Source organism: Shewanella sp. Arc9-LZ (assembly GCF_010092445.1).
Classification (GTDB): domain Bacteria; phylum Pseudomonadota; class Gammaproteobacteria; order Enterobacterales; family Shewanellaceae; genus Shewanella.
The window spans coordinates 1,174,931-1,196,142 of the sequence record NZ_CP048031.1 but is presented as its reverse complement, the minus strand read 5'-3'; the positions used below and the strand labels follow the sequence as shown (position 1 = coordinate 1,196,142).

Here is a 21,212-nt window from a genome sequence, read left to right as displayed (position 1 = left end):
GGCGCCTAAAATTGTAAATCGAGTTGAGTAATTTGAGCGGCACTATTCTCGGAAGAAACCAACGTCACATCCGCTAGGCCAACGCTCACACCGAGTAACCGAATCCCTCGCCCTTGGCTTCGTTGTAATGCTTGCAGCAATAATTCATGAAACAGGTTAATTGAAATCTCATCACTGCGATGCTCGATGGTGGTCTGCTTAAAATCATTAAATTTCAGTTTCACAACCTGCTTATGGATCTGTCTATCTTTCGCACTCCGATGAACCCGAGCACTCAGCTCTTGAATAAGCTGTGGTAATACTTGATGACATTGCTCTAACGTAAAAATGTCTTTAGCTAACGTGGTTTCAACCCCTACTGACTTACGCACTCGGTGCGGGCTAATTTGCCTTGAATCGATACCTTGTGCACGCTCAGACAACACATGGCCAAACTTACCAAAGGCCTCAATTAATTGCACTTTAGGGTATTGTTGCACGTCATAACAAGTGGTTAAGCCAATATCGGCTAACTTTTTTGAAGTGACTTTACCGACGCCAGGAATTTTACTCAGAGGTAGGTCTTTTACAAAATCAGCAATTTGATTTGGGGTGATAACATATTGTCCATTAGGCTTATTTAAATCGGATGCAATTTTGGCTAAAAACTTAATGGGTGCAATACCTGCTGAAGCCGTTAATCCAGTGACCTCATAAATGTCATCACGTATCGCTTTGGCAATTAATGTCGCACTGCCTTGATGAGCATCGCAATCTGTGACATCAAGATAAGCTTCGTCTAAAGACAATGGTTCGACAAGATCAGTGTATCGATGAAAAATCTCACGTATTTGGAGTGACACAGATTTATACACCTCCATGCGTCCAGGCACTAAAATCAACTGCGGACATAACTGCAACGCATGATAACTGGACATAGCACTTCGCACCCCAAATTTGCGGGCTTCATAACTGCAAGTACTTATCACACCACGGCGATCACTTCTACCGCCAACAGCAATGGGCTTTCCTCTTAACTCAGGAAAATCACGCATTTCTACCGCAGCAAAATAACAATCCATATCGATGTGAATGATTTTACGCATTCTATAACCATCATCATTATCTCAATTAAAACTATGATACTGTACATATAAACAGTATTCAATCATTCTCTTAAGGATACAAAAAAGCCCAAACGCAGTTGGGCTTTATTAACATGTAACATAGCAATTAAGACATTACATTTTGGTCTGTAAATAGTTTTGTAAACCAATACGTTCGATTAGACCGAGTTGCTTTTCTAACCAGTACATGTGGTCAGATTCAGTGTCATCTAATAACACTTCTAAAATTTCACGGCTTTGGTAATCAGCTTTTTCTTCACATAGCGCGATAACTTTACGCAAATGATCAGCTACATGATATTCGTATGCAAGATCATTTCTCAGCATTTCTTGCACATCTTTACCAATATTCAGCGCTTCACGGCTGCCAACATCTGGAGTGCCTTCTAAAAACAAAATGCGTTGAACTAATTTAGCTGCATGCAACTTCTCGTCGTCTGACTCATGCAGAATACGGGTATACAGTTCATTGAACCCCCAGTCTTCATACATGTGAGCATGGACAAAATATTGATCCATGGCAGACAATTCGCCGGTTAATAAACTATTTAAAGCGTCGATGACTTCTGGATGGCCTTTCATGATAATTTCCTATTAGTCGTTAATTTGTGATTGAAGATAATTTTGAATACCGGTTTGATTGATTAGCTCTTGCTGCGACTCAATCCAATCTAGATGTTCTTCTTCGTCTTCGAGTAAATCTTCAAATAAATCGCGGCTAACATAATCTTGCTGAGTTTCGCATACCTTAATGGCTTCACGCAAAATGGCAATTTGTTCCGTAATTGCAGTTAGATCACAGCTAAGCATTTCTTCAGCATGTTCACCAATGCGCAATTTATCTAACTGTTGTAGGTTAGGTAAACCTTCAAGAAACAATACACGTTCAATCAGCTTGTCAGCATGCTTCATGTCTTCAATCGATTTTTTATACTCTTTCTCATTAAGCTTTTCCAATCCCCAATGCTTAAACATGCGAGCATGTAAAAAGTATTGGTTAATGGCGGTCAGCTCACAGGTAAGTACACGATTGAGTTGGCTGATGACTTTAGGATGACCTTTCATAGTAATGTCCCTCGATAAATAATGTGATCTCGATCAATTACAAACAGGATAAAACACTATAGGGGCAATTGCAAATTTTCCTTTATTTTCACACACTTACAATTGATAACCATTATCATTATAACTAAGCTTTGTAACTCGTTAGCAATACATAAACATAAAAAAAGCCTTCAAAATGAAGGCTCTTTACAAAGCATCAGTTTATTAACTTAAGCTTTAGGCAATTAACGGTGTTAAATAATTCGATTTTGATTTAGCAACTCATTGCGAGCTTGCTCTTTTTCCATACGGCGTTTACGTTTGTCACATGGATCATCACAGTCACACGCTTTTTCAATTCCTAAAACACCTAAACCACCACAACTACCTTCTACCGCTTTCTTCTTTACGATATAGCCGATAGACATTAACAAAAAGAACAATAATAACACTACAAATGCTGCTATAAATGTACTCATTACAAACTCCAATTACTCATTCAGATAAGGGTATAATACTTTTTTAATCAATCAGTTTAAAATAAAGAACCTACTTAACATACGATTTAAACGCATCGCTGTAATAGACCTGATAACCCTGTTCTTGCTTCTCAATCAACATTATTGCTAAATTTTTCTCTTTAGCAAGTGCCAATGAAGCCTCAGTACCTAACACCATCATAGCGGTGGCATATCCATCTGCGGTCATACAACTAGAGTGTAACACGGTTGCAGAGGCAAGTTGATGCTTAATAGGATAACCGTTACGAGGATCGATTAAATGTGAAAAACGTTCGCCATTCTCTTGATAAAAGTTACGGTAATCACCCGATGTTGCTAATGACATGGTGCCGGGTTCAATCACTTGCTGAACGGCTTGTCCTTCACTCGTAGGTTGCTCAACAGCCACTCGCCATGGAGTTTTATCGGCTTTAGTACCTTTAACATTAAGCTCACCACCTATTTCGACTAAATAACCAGACACATGATATTTGTCTAATAGCGCGGCAATTTTATCGACACCAAAACCTTTTGCTATTGAAGATAAATCAACATACAGGTCTGCATTATGCTTAGTTAATGTTAAGCCTTTTATCGACAGTTCCTTGATGCCCATTTTAGCTTTAGCGTTATCGATTTGAGCTTGCGTCGGGATGGTTGTAGGTCGTTTATCGGGACCAAAGCCCCACAAATTAACTACTGGTCCTAAGGTGATATCTAACGCCCCATCAGTCTCTTGATAAAGACGCATACCTTCTTCGATAACCTTAATGGTATCAGCGGATACTTTAACGCTTTGTTGAACTTGTAATTGATTGAACTTAGACAGTTCTGAGTCCGAACGATAAGTCGACATTTGATCGTTTACCACTTCCAATGCCATATCAATTTCAGCTTGCAGTAACTGCGGTTCTGGCAAGCGGTCATTGTTGACTACTTTAATATGATAAGTGGTCCCCATCGTACTACCAGATAATGAAATAATGGGCTCTGGTGAACTGCAAGCACTCACCAATAGCAATAACGCCGGCAATAGCAATAACTTGATTGAATTTACAGTCATGTCAAATTTACACTTGTAATAAATAAACAAAAAAAATTGCAGCGTGCAAGACCAGTGTTTAACCACCCTGTCTGCACTGCTGCAATCTCATGACTTACATGTCGATGTTATGGATTAACTCATTAACCACCGAAATCATCTAGTAAGATGTTTTCGTCTTCGACACCTAAATCTTTTAGCATACCAATAACTGCTGCGTTCATCATTGGAGGTCCACACATGTAGAACTCACAATCTTCTGGCGCATCATGGTCACGTAAGTAGTTTTCATACAATACGTTATGAATGAAACCGGTATAACCAGTCCAGTTATCTTCAGCTTGCGGATCTGATAACGCCACGTGCCATTTGAAGTTTTCATTTTCAGCCGCTAAGCCGTCAAAATCTTCAACATAGAACATTTCACGTTGCGAACGCGCACCGTACCAGAAGCTCATTTTACGCTTAGATTTAAGACGTTTTAATTGGTCAAAAATGTGTGAGCGCATTGGAGCCATACCAGCACCACCACCAATGAATACCATTTCTGCTTCAGTGTCTTTAGCAAAAAACTCACCAAATGGACCAGAAATCGTCACTTTATCACCGGCTTTTAAGCTCCAAATGTACGAAGACATTTTACCGCAAGGCAAGGTTAAATTACGTGGCGGTGGCGTAGCAATACGCACATTCAACATAATAATGCCGAACTCTTCTGGGTAGTTAGCCATTGAGTAGGCACGAATGGTTTCTTCGTCTACTTTTGACTCTAACTTGAAGAAACCAAAGTGTTCCCAGTCGCCACGGTATTTATCAGGCACTTCAAACTCAGCATATTTAACATGATGAGCAGGAGCTTCAATCTGAATATAACCACCAGCACGGAAAGGCACAGATTCGCCGTCAGGAATTTGCAGCTTAAGTTCTTTAATGAACGTCGCTTTGTTATCGTTAGATAGAACCGCACATTCCCATTTCTTGATGCCGAAAATTTCTTCATCAAGTTCGATTTCCATGTCAGTTTTTACATTTACCTGACAAGATAAACGACAACCCTGACGTGCTTCGCCTTTACTAATGTGATCAAGCTCAGTAGGTAGAATATCACCACCACCAGACTTAATGTGTACACGACACTGGCCACATGAGCCACCACCGCCACACGCACTCGATACAAAGATACCGTTGTCAGCTAAAACACTAAGTAGTTTGCCACCAGCACCTGTTTTAATTGCTTTATCTGCGTCGCCGTTAATACCAATCATGATATCACCGCTTGCCACTAGTTTTGATTTAGCAAATAAAATCACTAACACCAAAACCAAGACAATCACAGTAAACATACTCACACCTAGATAGACATCTAGCGGAGTAGATTCAAGAATACCCATTCACTTATCCTTAAAGGTTCAAATTAATGCGTCTTCTCAAGGTCTCTTAAAGAGAAACACCTGAGAATGACATGAAACCTAGAGCCATAAGACCTGCAGAAACAAAGGTAATACCTAAGCCACGTAAGCCATTTGGCACGTCAGAATACTTCATCTTTTCGCGGATACCGGCTAACAATACAATTGCTAACGCCCAACCAATACCAGAGCCAATACCAAATACTACGCTCTCGCCAAGGTTATAATCACGCTCAACCATGAAAGATACTGCACCAAAAATCGCACAGTTCACAGTAATCAAAGGTAAGAAAATACCCAACGCGTTGTACAAAGGTGGAAAGTACTTGTCTAAAGCCATTTCCAAAATTTGTACAAGTGCTGCAATCACACCGATAAAGGTGATGAACTTCAAGAAGCTCAAATCAGCATCAGGAAAACCAGCCCAAGCTAATGCGCCTGGAGCTAATAAACCTTGATAAATAATTTGGTTAGCAGGAACCGAAATAGCCAGTACCACGATAACTGCAACACCTAGGCCCATTGCAGTAGTGATTTTCTTTGATACAGCTAAGAAAGTACACATACCCAAGAAGAACGCTAGCGCCATGTTTTCAATGAAAACGGAGCGAATTAATAAACTAATATAATGTTCCATTGCGTTTACCCTTTTGCTTCAACTTGCTCTGGCTTATACGTACGGATCAACCAGATCAGACCACCGATCAAGAAGAATGCACTCGGTGGCAGTAGTAATAAACCGTTAGGCTGATACCAACCGCCGTCAGAGATTTTGCTGAGGATTTCTACGCCAAATAATGAACCATTACCAAATAGTTCACGCACAACGCCAACAGACAATAGAATTGCACCGTAACCTAAACCGTTACCGATACCATCCATAAAGCTCATCATTGGAGGGGTTTTCATTGCGTAAGCTTCAGCACGACCCATTACAATACAGTTAGTAATAATCAAGCCTACGAATACCGATAACTGTTTAGAAATGGCATAAGCATAAGCTTGTAATACTTGGTCAACTACAATCACTAATGAAGCGATAATAGTCATCTGTACAATAATACGCACACTGCTTGGAATGTGGTTACGAATAAGTGAGATAAACAGGTTAGAAAACGCTGTTACCGCAGTTAATGCAATCGTCATTACTAATGCTGTTTCTAATTTACTAGTAACAGCAAGAGCACTACACACACCCAAAATTTGCAATGCAATTGGGTTATTATTGATAATCGGTCCGGTCAGAACCTGTTTAAGTTCTTTAACGTCAGCCATTAGCTTAACCCTCCGTTGCGTGCTTTAGCGATAAAGTTTGCGAAGCCTTCTTTACCTAACCAAAACGTCAATGAGTGTTGCACACCGTTACTGGTAAGTGTTGCACCTGAAAGAGCATCGACACCATGAACAGAACTAGCCACTGTAGGGTTTTTAGTTACACTAATGGCCAAGTTACCTTGCTCATCAAATAACTTTTTACCTTTCCACAATGCTTTCCATTTTGGATTTTCAACTTCGCCACCCAAACCAGGTGTTTCACCTTGGTCATAGTAAACAAGTCCTTGAACTGTGTTTAAGTCAGCCTCAAGTGCCAAAAGTGCATACATCGTTGACCACAAACCATAGCCGTGAATAGGAAGAATGACGCTAGTCAGTTTACCTTCATCATTATGAACAAGGTATACAACGGCGGTATCTGCAACACGTTTGATCGAAGCAATATCGTTTTCTGGCACTGACGAAGTGTCAGTATCACGAGACGCTTTGCGTTGATCGTAGAGGTTAGCATTACCCTCAACAAACTCACCGGTTTTAAGGTCAACTAAGCGAGCATCAACATATTGCTCATACTTGCTTAGAATTTCTTTCTTTGTGACTTTGCCTTCTTTGGTGTTTATCAGGCTCGCCGCTTCAAGAATATACTTTTGCTTATCGAGTAACTTATTTTCTTGCTGAATAGGCTTTAACACCACGGCAGCAGTCGAAACCAGTACTGAACAAACAAGACATAAGCCGACAACAACAAATAGCGTTCTACCGAACGAATCTTTATTACTAGCCACGAGCAATCCTCCGCTTGATATTTGACTGTACGACAAAGTGGTCAAATAATGGAGCAAATAGGTTAGCAAACAAAATAGCTAACATAATACCTTCTGGGAATGCAGGGTTAACCACACGGATAAACACCACCATTGCACCAATGAGGAAACCGTATGCCCACTTTGCAGTATTGGTAAACGACGCAGAAACCGGGTCTGTCGCCATAAACATCATACCGAATGCAAATCCACCTAACACTAAGTGCCAATACCAAGGCATTGCAAACATCGGGTTGGTGTCGCTACCTATCATATTAAGCAACGTCGCAATAGCGACCATACCTAAGAAAACACCACTAACGATTCGCCAAGAGGCAATACGGGCGTAAATGATAACTAGACCACCTAGCAAGATAGCAAAGGTAGACACTTCACCAACAGAACCTGGAATGAAGCCCATAAATGAGTCAATCCAGTTAGCCGTTGAGGCGTAGTCAAATGTACCTTGCGCTGCTTGGCTTAAGGCCGTTGCCCCAGAATAACCGTCAGCAACAACCCACGTGGTATCGCCAGACATGCTTAATGGGTAAGCAAAGTACAAGAAAGCTCGACCAGCTAATGCAGGGTTTAAGAAGTTACGCCCTGTGCCACCGAAGATTTCTTTTGCTACAACCACACCAAAGGTAATACCTAAAGCGACCATCCATAAAGGAATTGTTGGCGGTAGAGTTAATGCAAATAGCACTGAAGTAACGAAGAAACCTTCGTTAATTTCATGGCCACGCACTGACGCAAAGAGTACTTCCCAAAAACCACCAACAATGAAAGTCACTGCATAGATAGGTAAGAAGAAACACGCACCATAGAACATCAGAGACGTAATGCCAGAGTCTGCAGAGAGTTGAGCACCAAATAATTCAAATAAGCCTACTTGCCAAACATCTGGTGTACCGAAACCACCGGCCACCATCGCTATTTGAGCCTGTAAACCTACGTTGTACATACCAAAAAACATTGCTGGGAATGTACATGCCCAAACCGTAATCATAATACGTTTTAGGTCGACATTATCGCGAACGTGGGTTGCCCCTTTGTTCACTTTACCTGGAGTATAAAATACTGTGGCTGCCGCTTCGTAAAGGGCATACCACTTTTCGTACTTGCCGCCTTTTTCAAATTGCGGCTCAATACGTTCGATAAAATCTTTCAAACTCATTAGCCTTCCCTCTCGATCGTATCTAAACAATCACGTAAATATGAACCATAGTCATACTTACCTGGACATACGAACGTACACAATGCCAAATCTTCTTCATCTAACTCTAATGCGCCTAAACGGACTGCGCCATCAAAGTCGCCAGAGAGTAAATCACGAAGTAGCATAGTAGGTAGAATGTCTAGAGGCATCACGCGTTCATAGTTACCAATAGGTACCATTGCACGGTCTGAACCGCCAGTACTAGTGGTCATATTAAATAGGCGCGATGGGCTTAAATGGCCTAGGAATGCACGTGTAATAGAGAATTTGTCAGCACCAGGCATAGCCCAACCAAATAATTCTTTTTCATCACCTTCTTCCAGTACACTCACCTGCTGATGATAACGCCCCAAATAAGCTTGAGGTCCTACCGCAGTACGGCCGCTTAACACTGAACCTGAAATCACACGAACACCATCACCAACTGTTTCATCAGCAGTCAGTTCAGTCATGCTAGCACCTAAAACGGTACGAACTAGACGAGGGTTTTTCGCTTTAGGACCACCAATAGCAACCACACGTTCAGTGTTTAACACACCTTGAGTGAACAGTTGACCAAAAGCAATCACATCCTGATAGCCAATATGCCAAACAGTACGTGTTGCAGAAGCTGGTAGAACGTTGTGAATATGCGTACCTGCAAGACCTGCTGGGTGTTTACCCGCAAACTCTTGAACTTGGGCATTAGCTGCAGGGATATCGGCACCTTGAGCTTTACATAGGTAAACTTTACCTTCAGTTAATCGTGCTAGGACCTTTAGGCCATTTGCAAAATCTTCTTTATGTTGAGCTATGACTACCACAGGATCGGCAGCAAGAGGTTGAGTATCAATTGCAGTCACAAAAATACCCGCAGCAGTAGCATCTACAGCTGGCACTTTACTGAAAGGGCGTGTACGCAAAGCAGTCCATAAACCTGAATCAATCAGATTATCACGAACAACTTGTGCGTCTAACGTGTCTAACTTATCAGCATCGTATTGAGCAAAAGCAACGCTATCGTCACCTTCCACAGCAATAACAACTGACTGAAGTACACGTCTTGCACCTCGGTTGATTTCTAAAATAGTACCACTGGCTAAAGCCGTATATTTAACGCCTAAATTCTTTTTATCTTCAAAAAGAACTTGGCCTTTTTGTACTTTGTCGCCCACTTTGATTTTCATCGTTGGACGTAAGCCAATATACTCTTCACCCAAAGTCGCTACGTGTCTAATGGCTGGGCCATTATGGATAACTTGCTCTGGTCCGCCTGCTATAGGCAGTTCCAATCCTTTCTTAATTGTAATCATATCCACAAGCACTACGTTTGAAGGAAAGACAATGCGCCACGTTCCGCTACAAAAACAAAGTGTTAACAAACACTTGCCATTTGAGCTAGCGCAGATTTAACTCGAAAATGCGATCATAATCACGCTGGTCGCGCGCATTTTACCGCAAATATGAGACTATCGCCACGAAAATTATAGGTGTTTTCAAACCAATACCTAACACAATCGGTGGCTTTTAGATCAGACTAATTAAATTAGAACCTAGGAGTGAATGTTATCTGCTGAATTCTGATTTAAAAAAAATATAGCATTAATTTTTAAAGAAATAATTTTAGTTGTTTGTTTACAAGAACAGTTGCGCCTCAAATAACACCGCCCAAATGAGTCATCACTTGAGCAGTATTAGTATTTGGGAATAAAAGGCACAGCAAGCAGCGTTCAAATTGTGTTCAACACTGCCTATGTCTGGAAAAAACCACTTAGAAATGGCCTTGATAACCAAAGTACGTAGTCATTTCAGACTGTCCTTGAAATCCCATTGCGGTGCTATTTGCCACTAACTCTTCGTCTAACAAATTCTCTACACGTAAATACAACTCGTGCTGCTCAGTCAAGCGGTAAGTTGCAGCGATATCCACCTTCCACTGACTATCAATAGCACGTTCATTGGTGAACCCACCTTGATAACCTAACTCAGATTGATACAAAGCTTGCGCCATAACGGACATATCACCATAAACAACACCAGAACTTAACGCCAGTTGCTGTTCTGGCACCCAAGGTAGTTGGCTATTGGCAGCAAAACATGCCATCAATTCATTGCAATTAGCACTGTCTGTTTCAGCTTGGGTATATTGGTATTTGGCTTTGAATGGAATTGAAAAGTGATCAAATGTTAGTCCATACGCTATGCTCAAATCTGCGCCGACAACAGAGACATCCTTAATATTCTCTTGTAATGATATTTGTTCATAATCACATATCATGCCCTGCATACAGCTTACATGTTGGTTATCGTAATCATGCATATAAGCCGTCATGGCAATCGATAAAGCATCTTGTTGGTAGCTTAATGCTAATTGATATTGCAGCGCTTCTTGCGCCGTTTGCTCAATATTGCCGGCTGAAGCGGCTGTCCAAGCTTGCTTAGCTTGTAACGCGGCTAACCACGGCCCACTCTGATAAGCTACTTCAATAGAAGGCGACCAGCCATCATCAGAAAAGTCTGCCGCATTAAGGCTCGTATTTACATCACCAAGCTCACGAGAAACGCTGACATGCTCATAACCTAAACCGAGATTAATAGACCACTGACCATAATTTAATTTAGTGTCTACCGCTGATGAAAATGCCGAAGCATCATCAGTATACGTCAGTGCATATTCATCATCTGTTGTCGGCGTCAGTGATAAATCATTGTTCCAAGACCAATCACGTTGACCTAAACGCATTTCAGCTTTATCTGTATGGTAGCGCGCACTATAAGTCACCTGATGCTGACCGTACATGCTGACACCTTTAGTTTGCATACCAAACCCAGCAAAATCGTTATTTTGGGTTAACGATCCTAAGTTCATCCCATTGGCGGTAGGTGTTGCTTCAAACATGGCAATACGAGACAGCAACGCACTATTAATTTGTTCGCCATCAACAAATCGCATTGCTTGAGATTGTTGTGAATAGGTTTGATAATAAAAGTCGGTAGCCATCGTCGAAGTGGATGACATGATTAGCTTATGTGCTAACACGTAGCGTTGACGCTCGCCTTCAGTATTGTCGGTGCTGGCTGCTGAATATAATTGAGTCGGATTTACCGAAAAATCAACACTGGTTAACCCCAACGTTCCGCGGTCAGCTTCTTGCGATGAGTACTGATAACTAAATTCGGTCATTTGTTCATTGCGCGCTCCGGGTAAACTATCGGCAGCGATTTTGAACAGAATATCTTTTTGTGTCGTGTCGGCATCTCGAGCGACACGATAACCCACATCGTCAGCTGCAGATTGATAATCCACGGCTAATAACATGCCATTTTGCTTCGAAGTACCACTTAGCACAACCCCACCATTGATGGCATTATTGTTACTGCCTTCAACGTTGATATCGGTTGCATATTTTTGCGGACTAATTTGTACAGACTGATAATCAAGCTTACCAAAAGCAGCTTGTGAACTTTCAGTCACACTGGTCATGCTTGAAAAAGACACTTTTTGCTGGTGCAATAAATTGGGCTGCAATACTAAATGTTGTCCAGAATACGGCGCTGGAGAAAAGAATATACCATCTTGTAAAATGGCAACACCGTCAGTGGCACCTGCATGTGTGATCGTCACATCCTGATGTGGTCCGGTAGGTAACACTGTCGCGCCCGTCAACCCTAGTGCAATATCACTTTGGCGATAATGAAATTGGCTTATCGATAACTGTTGTAAATCGAGTTGATTATTAAGGTTATCAATAGACTCGGTCACCGTTTCTGCAACGGCATTGGTAGAATGGCAAACATAAAGCACTGCGGCTGCTATCACTGACAGGCTAAATGGGTGGTTAGACATATTAATCTCCGTATATGTGTCTGTTCACGCAAAAAATCGCTAAAATGGCGAATCACTTAGTAAAAATAGTTCATTACAATAACGGTTTCAGTTACATAAAAATAGCGTACTGTTAACGTTTACTCGACATATTAATCGTTGCTTCGCAAAAAAAAGCGGCTAAAGCCGCTTTTTTATCAAGATATCAGTTAATCGATTAGATTAAAGATTCCCTAAAATTTCGTCACTCAGTTTCAAATCATCGTTTTGGTTGACGCTCACGCCTGCAGCAATGATCATCCGAGCAATATCTTGCGCTTGTTCTAATGAATGCATTTCGTAAGTACCACATTGATATTCATTTAACTCAGGAATATCTTTCTGATCAATCACATTGGTTACATCAACCATTGCCGCTAGCCAGGAATCTGCAACTTTACTTTCTGTCGGTTGACCAATTAAGCTCATGTAAAAACCGGTACGGCATCCCATCGGAGAAATATCAATAATCTCTATACCATCACCGTTTAGATGTTCACGCATAAAACCTGCAAACAAATGTTCAAGTGTATGGATGCCACGTTCGCTGAGGATATCTTTATTGGGTGCACAGAAACGTAAATCGAATACCGTAATGGCATCGCCACTAGGGGTGCTCATGTGCTTGGCAACGCGAACCGCTGGAGCATTCATACGTGTATGATCTACGGTAAAACTGTCTAATAAAGGCATTGCTTTCTCCAAAGTAAATAATAATCTGATAATATAAAGCCTAATAACACGATAATATCACTATTTATGCATGGTCACAGTGAGAGTTTACGGTTGATGTTTGCCATCTAACTCAAAGCGACTTAAGGCGTCTTCTGTGTAACTAAAGTAGCGCTTTACTGACTTCTCGTTTGCCATGTAAGACTTCAGTACTTTATTAAATAACGGGTCTTTAGCCGCTTCACTGTTAAGCACATCATCTTTTGCATATTTTAATGCGCGTATCACAGTGTCGGGAAAAGGTTTAACTTGCACATTATGCTCGTTAAGCAATACGTCCATTGCAGCAATATGGCCTTGAGTATAATCATCTAACATATCTTGATTAATGGCTCTGGCTGCAACTTTAACAATCATTTTCAAATCATTGGGCAGAGTGGAAAATGCCTGTTTGTTAATCAAAAATTCCATCGTCGAACCCGGCTCGTGCCAGCCAGGGTAATAATAATATTTAGCCACCTGATCCAACCCGAGCGGCAAATCATTATAAGGCCCTACCCACTCAGCAGCATCAATCGCACCAGTTTGCAGTGCGCCATATAATTCTCTGCCAGCGAGTGCATCAACGGGAACGCCGCCGAGCTTCTTGAGCACTTCACCTCCTATGCCTGGTAAGCGCATCTTGAGGCCTTTAAAATCTTCTGGGGTTGCAATGATTTTATTAAACCAGCCGCCCATTTGCATGCCAGTATTTCCACCAGCAAGCGGCAATACGCCAAAAGGCTGATAAACTTCCTCCCATAATTCCATGCCACCGCCATAATGAAGCCACGCATTCATTTGCTGTGCATTTAATCCAAATGGTATAGATGAAAAAAACTGAGCGGCAGGCGCTTTACCTTTCCAATAATATGACGCGCTATGAGCCATTTCAATCGTGCCATTACTCACACCGTCAAAAACCGACAACGCTGGCATTAATTCGCCGGCACCATAAACGGAAATCACTAAGCGACCGTTAGACATTTGCTCGACCAATTGAGCAAATCTTTCTGGAGCCATGCCTAAACCGGGCAAGTTTTTTGGCCATGAGGTGGCTAAACGCCATTCAATCACTTGATGAGGAATATAATCATTTTGCGCAACAGAACTTGTCTTCGAAGGCGTATCTTGTTGACAGCCTAACAATAACGTTAAGCCCAGCAACCAGCAGGTTTGTATCACCTTGCTCATGTAAATATCCTATCTCAATCGCACGCTTATTTTCATAACTGTAACATAATCATAACCAGTGACAAACATCACCTCACTACAATACAAAATAAAAAACCTCACAGGACATGTGAGGTTTTTTGTATAGTTCTGTCAGCAAGTTAATAACAATTAACCTTTATCGTTATCCCTTACAATTAGGAGTCCTAGGCACTTCATCCAAAGCTTGCCATTCTGGCTGGCTATAAGCATTTATGGAAAGCGCATGAACGCCATTGGCTAATTCATCTGCTAGCGCTTGGTTTACCAACCGGTGACGGGCAAGTAAGCGCTGTTCGCTAAATTGATCGCTAACTACAACCACTTTAAAATGGGTTTCTGAGTTAGGCGGCACATGATGACGATTACTCTCATTAATCACTTCAAGATGCAAAGGCGAAAAGGCGTGATTCAATTTATCGGTAATGATTTGTTCGACAGACATAGTGGTACTCTTATTAATCCATATCGATTAAATCAAAGGGTACTGGTTTGCCGAATAAAGGTCAAACAAGCAGGGTAAAAGTTAACGTTTGAGCACAACTTTCTCAAGTCGATCTGAAATTAACTCCTTGGCCAATCGGTTATATCAACACTATCGATACAATATGACGCATGACTCTCATTGTGTTGCTGTAATGCCTCACGTCCCAACCATGCATTAATAAATAATCCTTGTGGGTCGTATGTCTGCTGCTGTTTTTGCAGATTAAAACGTCTCGAACCGCGTGGATCAGCACCAACACCGGCTAGATACTGCCAATTACCCCAATTCACAGCTGAATCATAATCAATTAATTGCTGTTGAAAATACGCCGCCCCATAACGCCAATCACATTGCAGTTCATTGACCAAGCAACTTGCTACAATTTGCCTGCCGCGGTTTGACATATAGCCAGTGTCATTTAACTGCTTCATCAATGCATTCACAAACGGATAAGGTGTAGTGGCGGTTTTCCAAGCTCGAATGCGTTGGGCGTAAAAACTGGTTAATGGTTTACGTCCATTAATGCCTGAAAATCTAAACACCAACGTATTGAATTTATGCGCGTAAAAATGGAAATACTCACGCCAAAGCAGCTCATACAAAATACACTCGGTCGATTCGTTAGCACCTTGTTGTAACTCAAATTGCTTTAATGCTGCGACGACTTGCCTTGCCGATAGACAACCATTGGCTAACCAAGGCGAAAACTTTGTTGAACATTCCCAGCCATCAAGTTCGTTTCGTACAGCTTTATAGTTATGGGCTAAATTTGACGAAAAGTAACTGTCTAGTTGCAATTTCCCTTGTGCTTCACCACCGCAAAAGACATTACTCATCGTTTGAGTTTGTGGCAACCAGCTAGGATAAGCCAGCCAAGACTGAAGTTGTTTGTCTTGTGGCTTAAGTGCGACCATAGACGGGAGCCAAGATACTGCATCAATGGCAGGGCTGATATTAACGTTGTCGACCTTTTTACGGAACTGACTAAATGTCGGAGCTAGATCGGCTAATTCAAAAGGCAGTTGCTGCAGATCAAACAGAGTTTGGGTGGTAATAGTCGAATATTCAACATTGGGGCACTGCTGCTGAATGACTTGCCAAGCCGATTGCTCATCAGCACCACTATGGTTACTACGATATACCCTTGAAATATTATGGGCTTGGATTATATAGGGTAACGATTTTTGCGCTGAGGCATAAACAATATGCACTTGTTGACCATATTGATTAAGCGTTTCATCTAAAGCCCGCAATGATTCTAATAAAAACCGCAGTCGGTACTTACCGACATACTCAGCCTGATATTGAGCTTGGCGAAACCAGTTAGGGTCGATGCAGTACACCACCATCAACTGTTGTGCATGCAGGGCTATATCTGCAAAGATGGCATTATCTGCTACCCGCAGATCATCACCTAACCAATAAAGTGCATTGACAGTAGAGTGTGATGTCGATTGTAAATTCGTTTCTTCGAAAGTTTGCCCATCAGCATTATTCATCTATTCATTACCACAGCTTGTACTAATGCTAATGAGTACGTATACATAGCGGTTAACGGTTCAATAATGATCCATTTTAGCGATATCCCCAAACTAGCTAGACCTTCGGTCTTCGAGGTCCTAGAGTCGCTTCGCTGCTAGTTCGCTACGCGGATAGAGCGCTTCGCTTCTAGGAACAGCTTCGCTGCTAAGATTTTATAGCACCTAATCGCGCAGCATCCTAGGTGCTTAGCTTTTCGCTTATTATCGCTTGTCATTTATAGGATAGGAACCGCTTGGCTGCTAAGGTTTTATAGCATCTAGCCGCGCAGCGTCCTAGCCTCTAGGCCTTTCGCTTTTAGCTTTTAGCTTTTAGCTATGGCCATTAACGAGATTTGTTAACCATAGTAATTAGGGATAATGTGTCGAAAAGTAAAATTAATACGCGGTTCAGTTACCTTAAGACGCTTAGGTAACGCATGTTGCCAGTGTTGCTGCATACCGGGATGCATAATCAGTAAGTCGCCGGATGCCAAGGGAAAAGTAACTTTGGTTTGCGTCGGTTTATGGCGCACAACAAAATCTCTACAGGCGCCTAACGTGATAGACGCAATCGCCGAACCCGTGACGATTTCAGGTTCATCGTCACTGTGCCAGCCCATACAGTCACGGCCATCGGCATAGCGATTAACTAACACTGAATTACTGTCTATTTGATGATCGTTACGTAATTTTGCACGTAATCGACTTAATACTTTTGGCCAAGCTAGCGCGGTGATGTGCAATTTGGAATAGTGATAATCGCAACCCAGATCGCCAAACCAAGCTTGGGTGCGAGGAATAAAATGCTGCTTGCCATAGACTTCAATCGCCACGCGATCTAATGGGTATTGTTCTACTTCCATCATTAACAACTGTTGCTGCTTGGGTGACAAAAAACCTTTAATCCAAGTAACTGGTGGACTGATTTGGTTCATCGCTGTTGGCACAACAACGGTATCTTGAGTGAAGCCGCTTTGTGGCTCACCAAAATCTAATCCATGTTGAAATCCTGTCACCCGATCACCCTTTTATCTCGTTTACCTTAATTAATACCAACGTTTGATTCTCGCAATCCATAAACCTGAAACCACAATGACTGCCATTAAGATTAATACCGAAAAATAGCCAAAATGCCATTTTAACTCAGGCATATTGTCAAAGTTCATTCCGTAAATGCCGGCGACTAATGTTAATGGTAAAAAAATCGCGGTGACCATTGTTAATGTCATCATCACCCGGTTAGTTTTATGGGCACTCACCGAAATATAACCATTGATTAAACTGTCCACTAAACCTTGGTAAAGGCTGGCGCGACTCGATAGGCGTTCAAACTGATTATATAAATAGCTCAACTGTTCATAGTCCATCTTAATATGCAGATGGGTGTCATCGCCTAATAATTGTTGCAAGATTTCTTCGTGGTAACTAAACGAACGTTTGGCTTTTTGTAGCTTACTGCTATAAGCGATTAGCTCTGCTAATAAATCATCTGTAGACACATCAAAAATTTCATCTTCTATTTCCCCTAAACGCTCTTCTAATGCCAACATCACCGCCAGATAATCAATCACAATTTGGCGCATCAATTCAAAACTGACTCGGCTCATCTCTGAACTTTCGAGGCTACCTTGTGCACTAATGCGTTGGATAACTTTGTTCACACTGATAGAAGGTTTCAGGTGCTGAGTGACTAAAAAACGGTCATTTACATGCAATAACAACTGGCTGCGCTCGAGCAGAAGATACTCATCTCTAGCCATAAGCTCGTGGGTTAACAAATATGAATGTGAATCATATTCTTCAAACTGAGGGGGATGACGCTCCCGTTGTGCTTCTTCAAAATCGAGGTGGTCAATCCCAAACAAAGGATATTGCTTGAAAAACGCTTGGCTGTGCTGGCCTGAAATATCGACCCATATTAGCTGCTGTTGCGGGTCATACTGGCTCATGAGAGTCTCATCACCTTGTGATATCAACTGACCTTGCCCATTAAATAATAGTATTTGTATCGCCATTAAAACCCTTTCAACAACCCATTATTACTCTATATGGCCTAACTGATCATCTCTGACTCGCCAGCCGTTTCAATGTGTTGTTTAATCTGCTCAAAATGACTATTGACCCAAGCACTACTGATTGGGCCCCAAGTTGAAATGCGATAATAACCTTCATTATGACGCTGACCTTGCTGCACAAAATCCACTTCAATACCAATATCAGCAAATGCAGCTATCGCATCTTGCAATGTCCTTCTTGGCATAAGAGTCAGTTTATGTAAGCTTAATAAGTTGTGTTGTTCTTCATCCAGCAGGTGCGCTAAATACAATTTTCGTAAAAATGCTTTTTGCGATTTATTGATCACGTAATTATTCGAAAACATCCTTCACACGCCCTATTACCTCTTCATCACTTAATAGAAATTACTGCATCTGTAGCCAATCACGCAAGCACTATTGCCAGTGTCAGTTGATTGTGACTGAATTAATCGCAGCATTGCGACTGAATTAATCATGGTTCAAAGGATAATTGATTGATTTATCAATAACCCATTATGATTAACGCTACCTAAGTAGAGACAATCTGGTTATAGTTTTTAACAATCGATAGCATCAAAGATGGAAAACCAATAGACATGGATACCCCGCCGCAGTCAAAGAGCCCAATAGCACAACCGCAATCAACTGATCCGTCAGCGGTAAGTGATACCAACTCAGCTACGTCCTCTGCAGGAGACACATTAGCGCACGTTTATGACCATGGGCCACGTTTATCCCAAGATGAGTATATTCAACTTACCGAGTTACCACTGAGCAATATTGATCCTAATTACCCTAAACTATTATTGATCATTAGCAGTGTCGTGGCGGTGATAATCATAACGGTTTTAAGCGCATTTCTATTAATCACTAAACCGTTGCCATTGATAATCGCCTCAGTTGGTTTGGTTTCAGCCATGTTATTGGCCGTTGTGATGATTAAACTTATCCACCTTAAAGCACATAAAATTGCTTACGGATTGTTTAAACATGAAATGGTGTTTCGTGAAGGTTTATTTTGGGTATCAACAACGGCACTACCTTACACTCGGCTGCAACATGTTAATTTGTCTCAAGGGCCGCTCGAGCGAAAATACAACTTAGTCACCTTAAAATGCTTCAGTGCCGGCAGCGGATTAGCTGAGATAGATCTGCCAGGTCTTAATGCCGATTTAGCTGAACATTTACGTCAACATTTATTGAGCCAAGCAGCAGCAAGTCATCAATTAATCCGCACCGAAACAGAAATTGTTGATCCAACGCCATCTGACGCTGAAACGGATCCGTTATCCATTCAACCTCCTCAACAGGATAATCACAATGGATAAGTCATCAACATCATCAGATGATGCCCAGCCTGTTGATACCAATGGCATCGCAACGAATAGTTCATCCGATGCCAATATTGCCGAGGTGGCCAATACCCTTGATACGACAATAGAAAACAATAGCGCCGATACAAGGGAGCAGAACAGCAATTCAATAAGTGATTTACAACAATGGCAAGCACTGTCGGCTTGGTCCATTGTCAGCAATATTTTCAGTACCTTGAAAAACATTCTTAGTAATGGTTTCGCTATCGTGCCAATTGCCTATACCGGATGGCAGCAAGGTTTTGATATGCAGTGGGGCATATTGGCGTCGAGTGTTTTATTATTACTGGTGACAATTTTCGCGATAATAGAATGGCGTAAATTTCGTTTTCGTCTTCATAACCATCAGCTTGAAGTTAAACGTGGTTTAATATTTATCAAAAAGGATGAAATACCGCTAAGCCGAATACAAAATATTCGTTATGAACAGCCGTTTTACTTTAAGCCGCTGTCACTCGGCACTCTAGTGATTGAAACCGCTGGTTCTAAAAAAGACGAAGCTCATTTAGCAGCCTTAGATACATTACAGGCACAAACGTTAAAACGTTTACTGTTAAATTTAAGCCATACAAAAGCAACCTCGACAGATGAGCTTCCAAACGTAAACAGTCAACAAAACGTTGATAACACCCAACCCATTGTGCGTAAAAGTTTAGCTGATTTAGTCTTATTTGGTTTTTATCAAAACAATTTTATTTGGTTTGCGGTTATCGCTGGTCCCATTGCTGGCCAAATAGATTGGGATAAAATATTCGACTCACCGCTCGCGCAGCAGTTTTGGTTATGGGTCCAGCAGCAAACCCATCAAAACATTGGTTTACAAACCATCATGGTCATCGTGGGGTTATTTGCGATTTACAGCTTGTTTTCGTTAATTTCAATTGTGGCAGCCATTTTAAAATATCATCCATATCAGCTCGACAAACATGATGAAACCCTACAGCGAAGTGGCGGTGTCATTTCACATCAACAAGATGCGTTGGCCATAAAACGCATTCAACTAATCCAGGTTCAACAACCTGCTATTGCACGTTTATTTAACCGCTGGACCTTATACTTTAAACAAGTCAAAGGCCATGAGGTTGAACAAAAAACCAAGCAGCACATGCTAGTTCCTAGTGTAAAGTCAGCTGAAATAGCATCACTATTGGCTAGCATTCCAAATATTAGTGGCGGTGCAAGTGCATTACCCAGTAGTTATAAGCCTATCCATATTAATTGGCTCACAAAGCGAATCGTTTTACCGCTGTTTGTAGCCATCGTACTTACCATTGTGGGTTACAGTGGTCATCATAGCCATGAGTTTTTTGAGTTTACTTGGTTTGCTACAACAATGATGATGTTAGCGATTTATATTCGTTATAAACAATGGGGATATGTATTAGCAGATAAGGTTATTTGGCAGCATAGCGGCTTTTTCGGTCAACAATGGAAACGGGTCGCATTTGACAAAGTTCAACATGTTAAAATTACCCAAACTAAAGGCCAAAAACATGCTCAGCTAGCCTATGTTGAAATCGGATTAGCCAGTGGCAGTGTGATATTCCCGTATATTCCCATATCGGTTGCACAACAAATAGTGGCCCAGTCGCTCAATGTCACGGTCCATAATAATCACAATTGGATTTAAT

21 protein-coding genes are annotated in these 21,212 nt (G+C 41.4%); 2 read left to right on the top strand and 19 right to left on the bottom strand.

Annotated features, from left to right (window positions below):
* Positions 1 to 5: 5 nt before the first annotated feature.
* The 19 genes from dinB to GUY17_RS05100 all read right to left on the bottom strand — a co-directional run bounded on the left by dinB (position 6) and on the right by GUY17_RS05100 (position 18,552).
* Entirely contained in the window at positions 6 to 1,085 is a 1,080-nt protein-coding gene (gene dinB / locus GUY17_RS05190; protein WP_162022515.1) for a DNA polymerase IV, read from the bottom strand.
* A 135-nt stretch (positions 1,086 to 1,220) separates the two neighbouring features.
* On the bottom strand, positions 1,221 to 1,688 hold the full coding sequence (bfr, locus tag GUY17_RS05185; RefSeq protein ID WP_059746496.1) for a bacterioferritin: 468 nt from the start codon (positions 1,686 to 1,688) through the stop codon (positions 1,221 to 1,223).
* A gap of 12 nt (positions 1,689 to 1,700) precedes the next feature.
* Positions 1,701 to 2,171 carry a bacterioferritin gene (gene bfr, locus GUY17_RS05180; protein ID WP_101085791.1) on the bottom strand — a complete coding sequence of 157 codons (471 nt, stop codon included), beginning with the start codon at positions 2,169 to 2,171 and terminating at the stop codon, positions 1,701 to 1,703.
* A gap of 233 nt (positions 2,172 to 2,404) precedes the next feature.
* Positions 2,405 to 2,629, bottom strand: a complete 225-nt coding sequence (gene nqrM, locus GUY17_RS05175) for a (Na+)-NQR maturation NqrM (RefSeq protein WP_011636430.1) — start codon at positions 2,627 to 2,629, stop codon at positions 2,405 to 2,407.
* A 70-nt stretch (positions 2,630 to 2,699) separates the two neighbouring features.
* Positions 2,700 to 3,713 (bottom strand): FAD:protein FMN transferase, encoded by a 1,014-nt coding sequence (locus tag GUY17_RS05170; protein ID WP_101085793.1) that lies wholly within the window; start codon positions 3,711 to 3,713, stop codon positions 2,700 to 2,702.
* 122 nt (positions 3,714 to 3,835) lie between these two features.
* Positions 3,836 to 5,083, bottom strand: a complete 1,248-nt coding sequence (gene nqrF, locus GUY17_RS05165) for an NADH:ubiquinone reductase (Na(+)-transporting) subunit F (RefSeq protein ID WP_101085795.1) — start codon at positions 5,081 to 5,083, stop codon at positions 3,836 to 3,838.
* 46 nt (positions 5,084 to 5,129) lie between these two features.
* Positions 5,130 to 5,738, bottom strand: coding sequence for an NADH:ubiquinone reductase (Na(+)-transporting) subunit E (gene nqrE, locus GUY17_RS05160; protein ID WP_101085796.1), 609 nt, complete (start codon positions 5,736 to 5,738; stop codon positions 5,130 to 5,132).
* 5 nt (positions 5,739 to 5,743) lie between these two features.
* On the bottom strand, positions 5,744 to 6,376 hold the full coding sequence (locus GUY17_RS05155; RefSeq protein WP_101085797.1) for an NADH:ubiquinone reductase (Na(+)-transporting) subunit D: 633 nt from the start codon (positions 6,374 to 6,376) through the stop codon (positions 5,744 to 5,746).
* The gene (locus GUY17_RS05150; RefSeq protein ID WP_101085798.1) at positions 6,376 to 7,161 is read right to left on the bottom strand and encodes a Na(+)-translocating NADH-quinone reductase subunit C; all 786 of its coding nucleotides are present in this window, start codon (positions 7,159 to 7,161) and stop codon (positions 6,376 to 6,378) included. The genes GUY17_RS05155 and GUY17_RS05150 overlap by 1 nt, the downstream gene beginning before the upstream one ends.
* Positions 7,154 to 8,356: an NADH:ubiquinone reductase (Na(+)-transporting) subunit B gene (locus GUY17_RS05145; RefSeq protein ID WP_162022514.1), complete on the bottom strand. Its 1,203-nt coding sequence runs from the start codon at positions 8,354 to 8,356 to the stop codon at positions 7,154 to 7,156. Before GUY17_RS05145 ends, GUY17_RS05150 begins: the two co-directional genes overlap by 8 nt.
* On the bottom strand, positions 8,356 to 9,690 hold the full coding sequence (locus GUY17_RS05140) for a Na(+)-translocating NADH-quinone reductase subunit A (protein WP_101086299.1): 1,335 nt from the start codon (positions 9,688 to 9,690) through the stop codon (positions 8,356 to 8,358). Before GUY17_RS05140 ends, GUY17_RS05145 begins: the two co-directional genes overlap by 1 nt.
* Positions 9,691 to 10,148: 458 nt before the next feature.
* A complete protein-coding gene (locus GUY17_RS05135) occupies positions 10,149 to 12,224 on the bottom strand; it encodes a TonB-dependent receptor (protein ID WP_162022513.1) in 2,076 nt (691 codons plus the stop codon).
* A gap of 201 nt (positions 12,225 to 12,425) precedes the next feature.
* Positions 12,426 to 12,935: an S-ribosylhomocysteine lyase gene (luxS, locus tag GUY17_RS05130; protein WP_011636421.1), complete on the bottom strand. Its 510-nt coding sequence runs from the start codon at positions 12,933 to 12,935 to the stop codon at positions 12,426 to 12,428.
* Positions 12,936 to 13,022: 87 nt separating this feature from the next.
* Entirely contained in the window at positions 13,023 to 14,147 is a 1,125-nt protein-coding gene (locus GUY17_RS05125) for a TRAP transporter substrate-binding protein (RefSeq protein ID WP_162022512.1), read from the bottom strand.
* 163 nt (positions 14,148 to 14,310) lie between these two features.
* Positions 14,311 to 14,610 (bottom strand): BolA family transcriptional regulator, encoded by a 300-nt coding sequence (locus tag GUY17_RS05120; protein WP_101085802.1) that lies wholly within the window; start codon positions 14,608 to 14,610, stop codon positions 14,311 to 14,313.
* A 119-nt stretch (positions 14,611 to 14,729) separates the two neighbouring features.
* On the bottom strand, positions 14,730 to 16,151 hold the full coding sequence (locus GUY17_RS05115; RefSeq protein ID WP_162022511.1) for a DASH family cryptochrome: 1,422 nt from the start codon (positions 16,149 to 16,151) through the stop codon (positions 14,730 to 14,732).
* Positions 16,152 to 16,528: 377 nt separating this feature from the next.
* Positions 16,529 to 17,107 (bottom strand): alpha-ketoglutarate-dependent dioxygenase AlkB, encoded by a 579-nt coding sequence (locus tag GUY17_RS05110; protein ID WP_194956155.1) that lies wholly within the window; start codon positions 17,105 to 17,107, stop codon positions 16,529 to 16,531.
* Positions 17,108 to 17,218: 111 nt separating this feature from the next.
* Positions 17,219 to 18,187: a magnesium transporter CorA family protein gene (locus GUY17_RS05105; RefSeq protein ID WP_162022509.1), complete on the bottom strand. Its 969-nt coding sequence runs from the start codon at positions 18,185 to 18,187 to the stop codon at positions 17,219 to 17,221.
* A 38-nt stretch (positions 18,188 to 18,225) separates the two neighbouring features.
* Complete coding sequence (locus tag GUY17_RS05100; RefSeq protein ID WP_101085806.1) at positions 18,226 to 18,552, bottom strand: winged helix-turn-helix domain-containing protein; 327 nt, start codon at positions 18,550 to 18,552, stop codon at positions 18,226 to 18,228.
* Between the two features lie 252 nt (positions 18,553 to 18,804).
* Here GUY17_RS05100 and GUY17_RS05095 point away from each other — a divergent pair, with 252 nt between their 5' ends.
* Positions 18,805 to 19,536 (top strand): PH domain-containing protein, encoded by a 732-nt coding sequence (locus GUY17_RS05095; protein ID WP_162022508.1) that lies wholly within the window; start codon positions 18,805 to 18,807, stop codon positions 19,534 to 19,536.
* Positions 19,529 to 21,211, top strand: a complete 1,683-nt coding sequence (locus tag GUY17_RS05090; RefSeq protein ID WP_162022507.1) for a PH domain-containing protein — start codon at positions 19,529 to 19,531, stop codon at positions 21,209 to 21,211. Before GUY17_RS05095 ends, GUY17_RS05090 begins: the two co-directional genes overlap by 8 nt.
* Position 21,212: the final 1 nt, after the last annotated feature.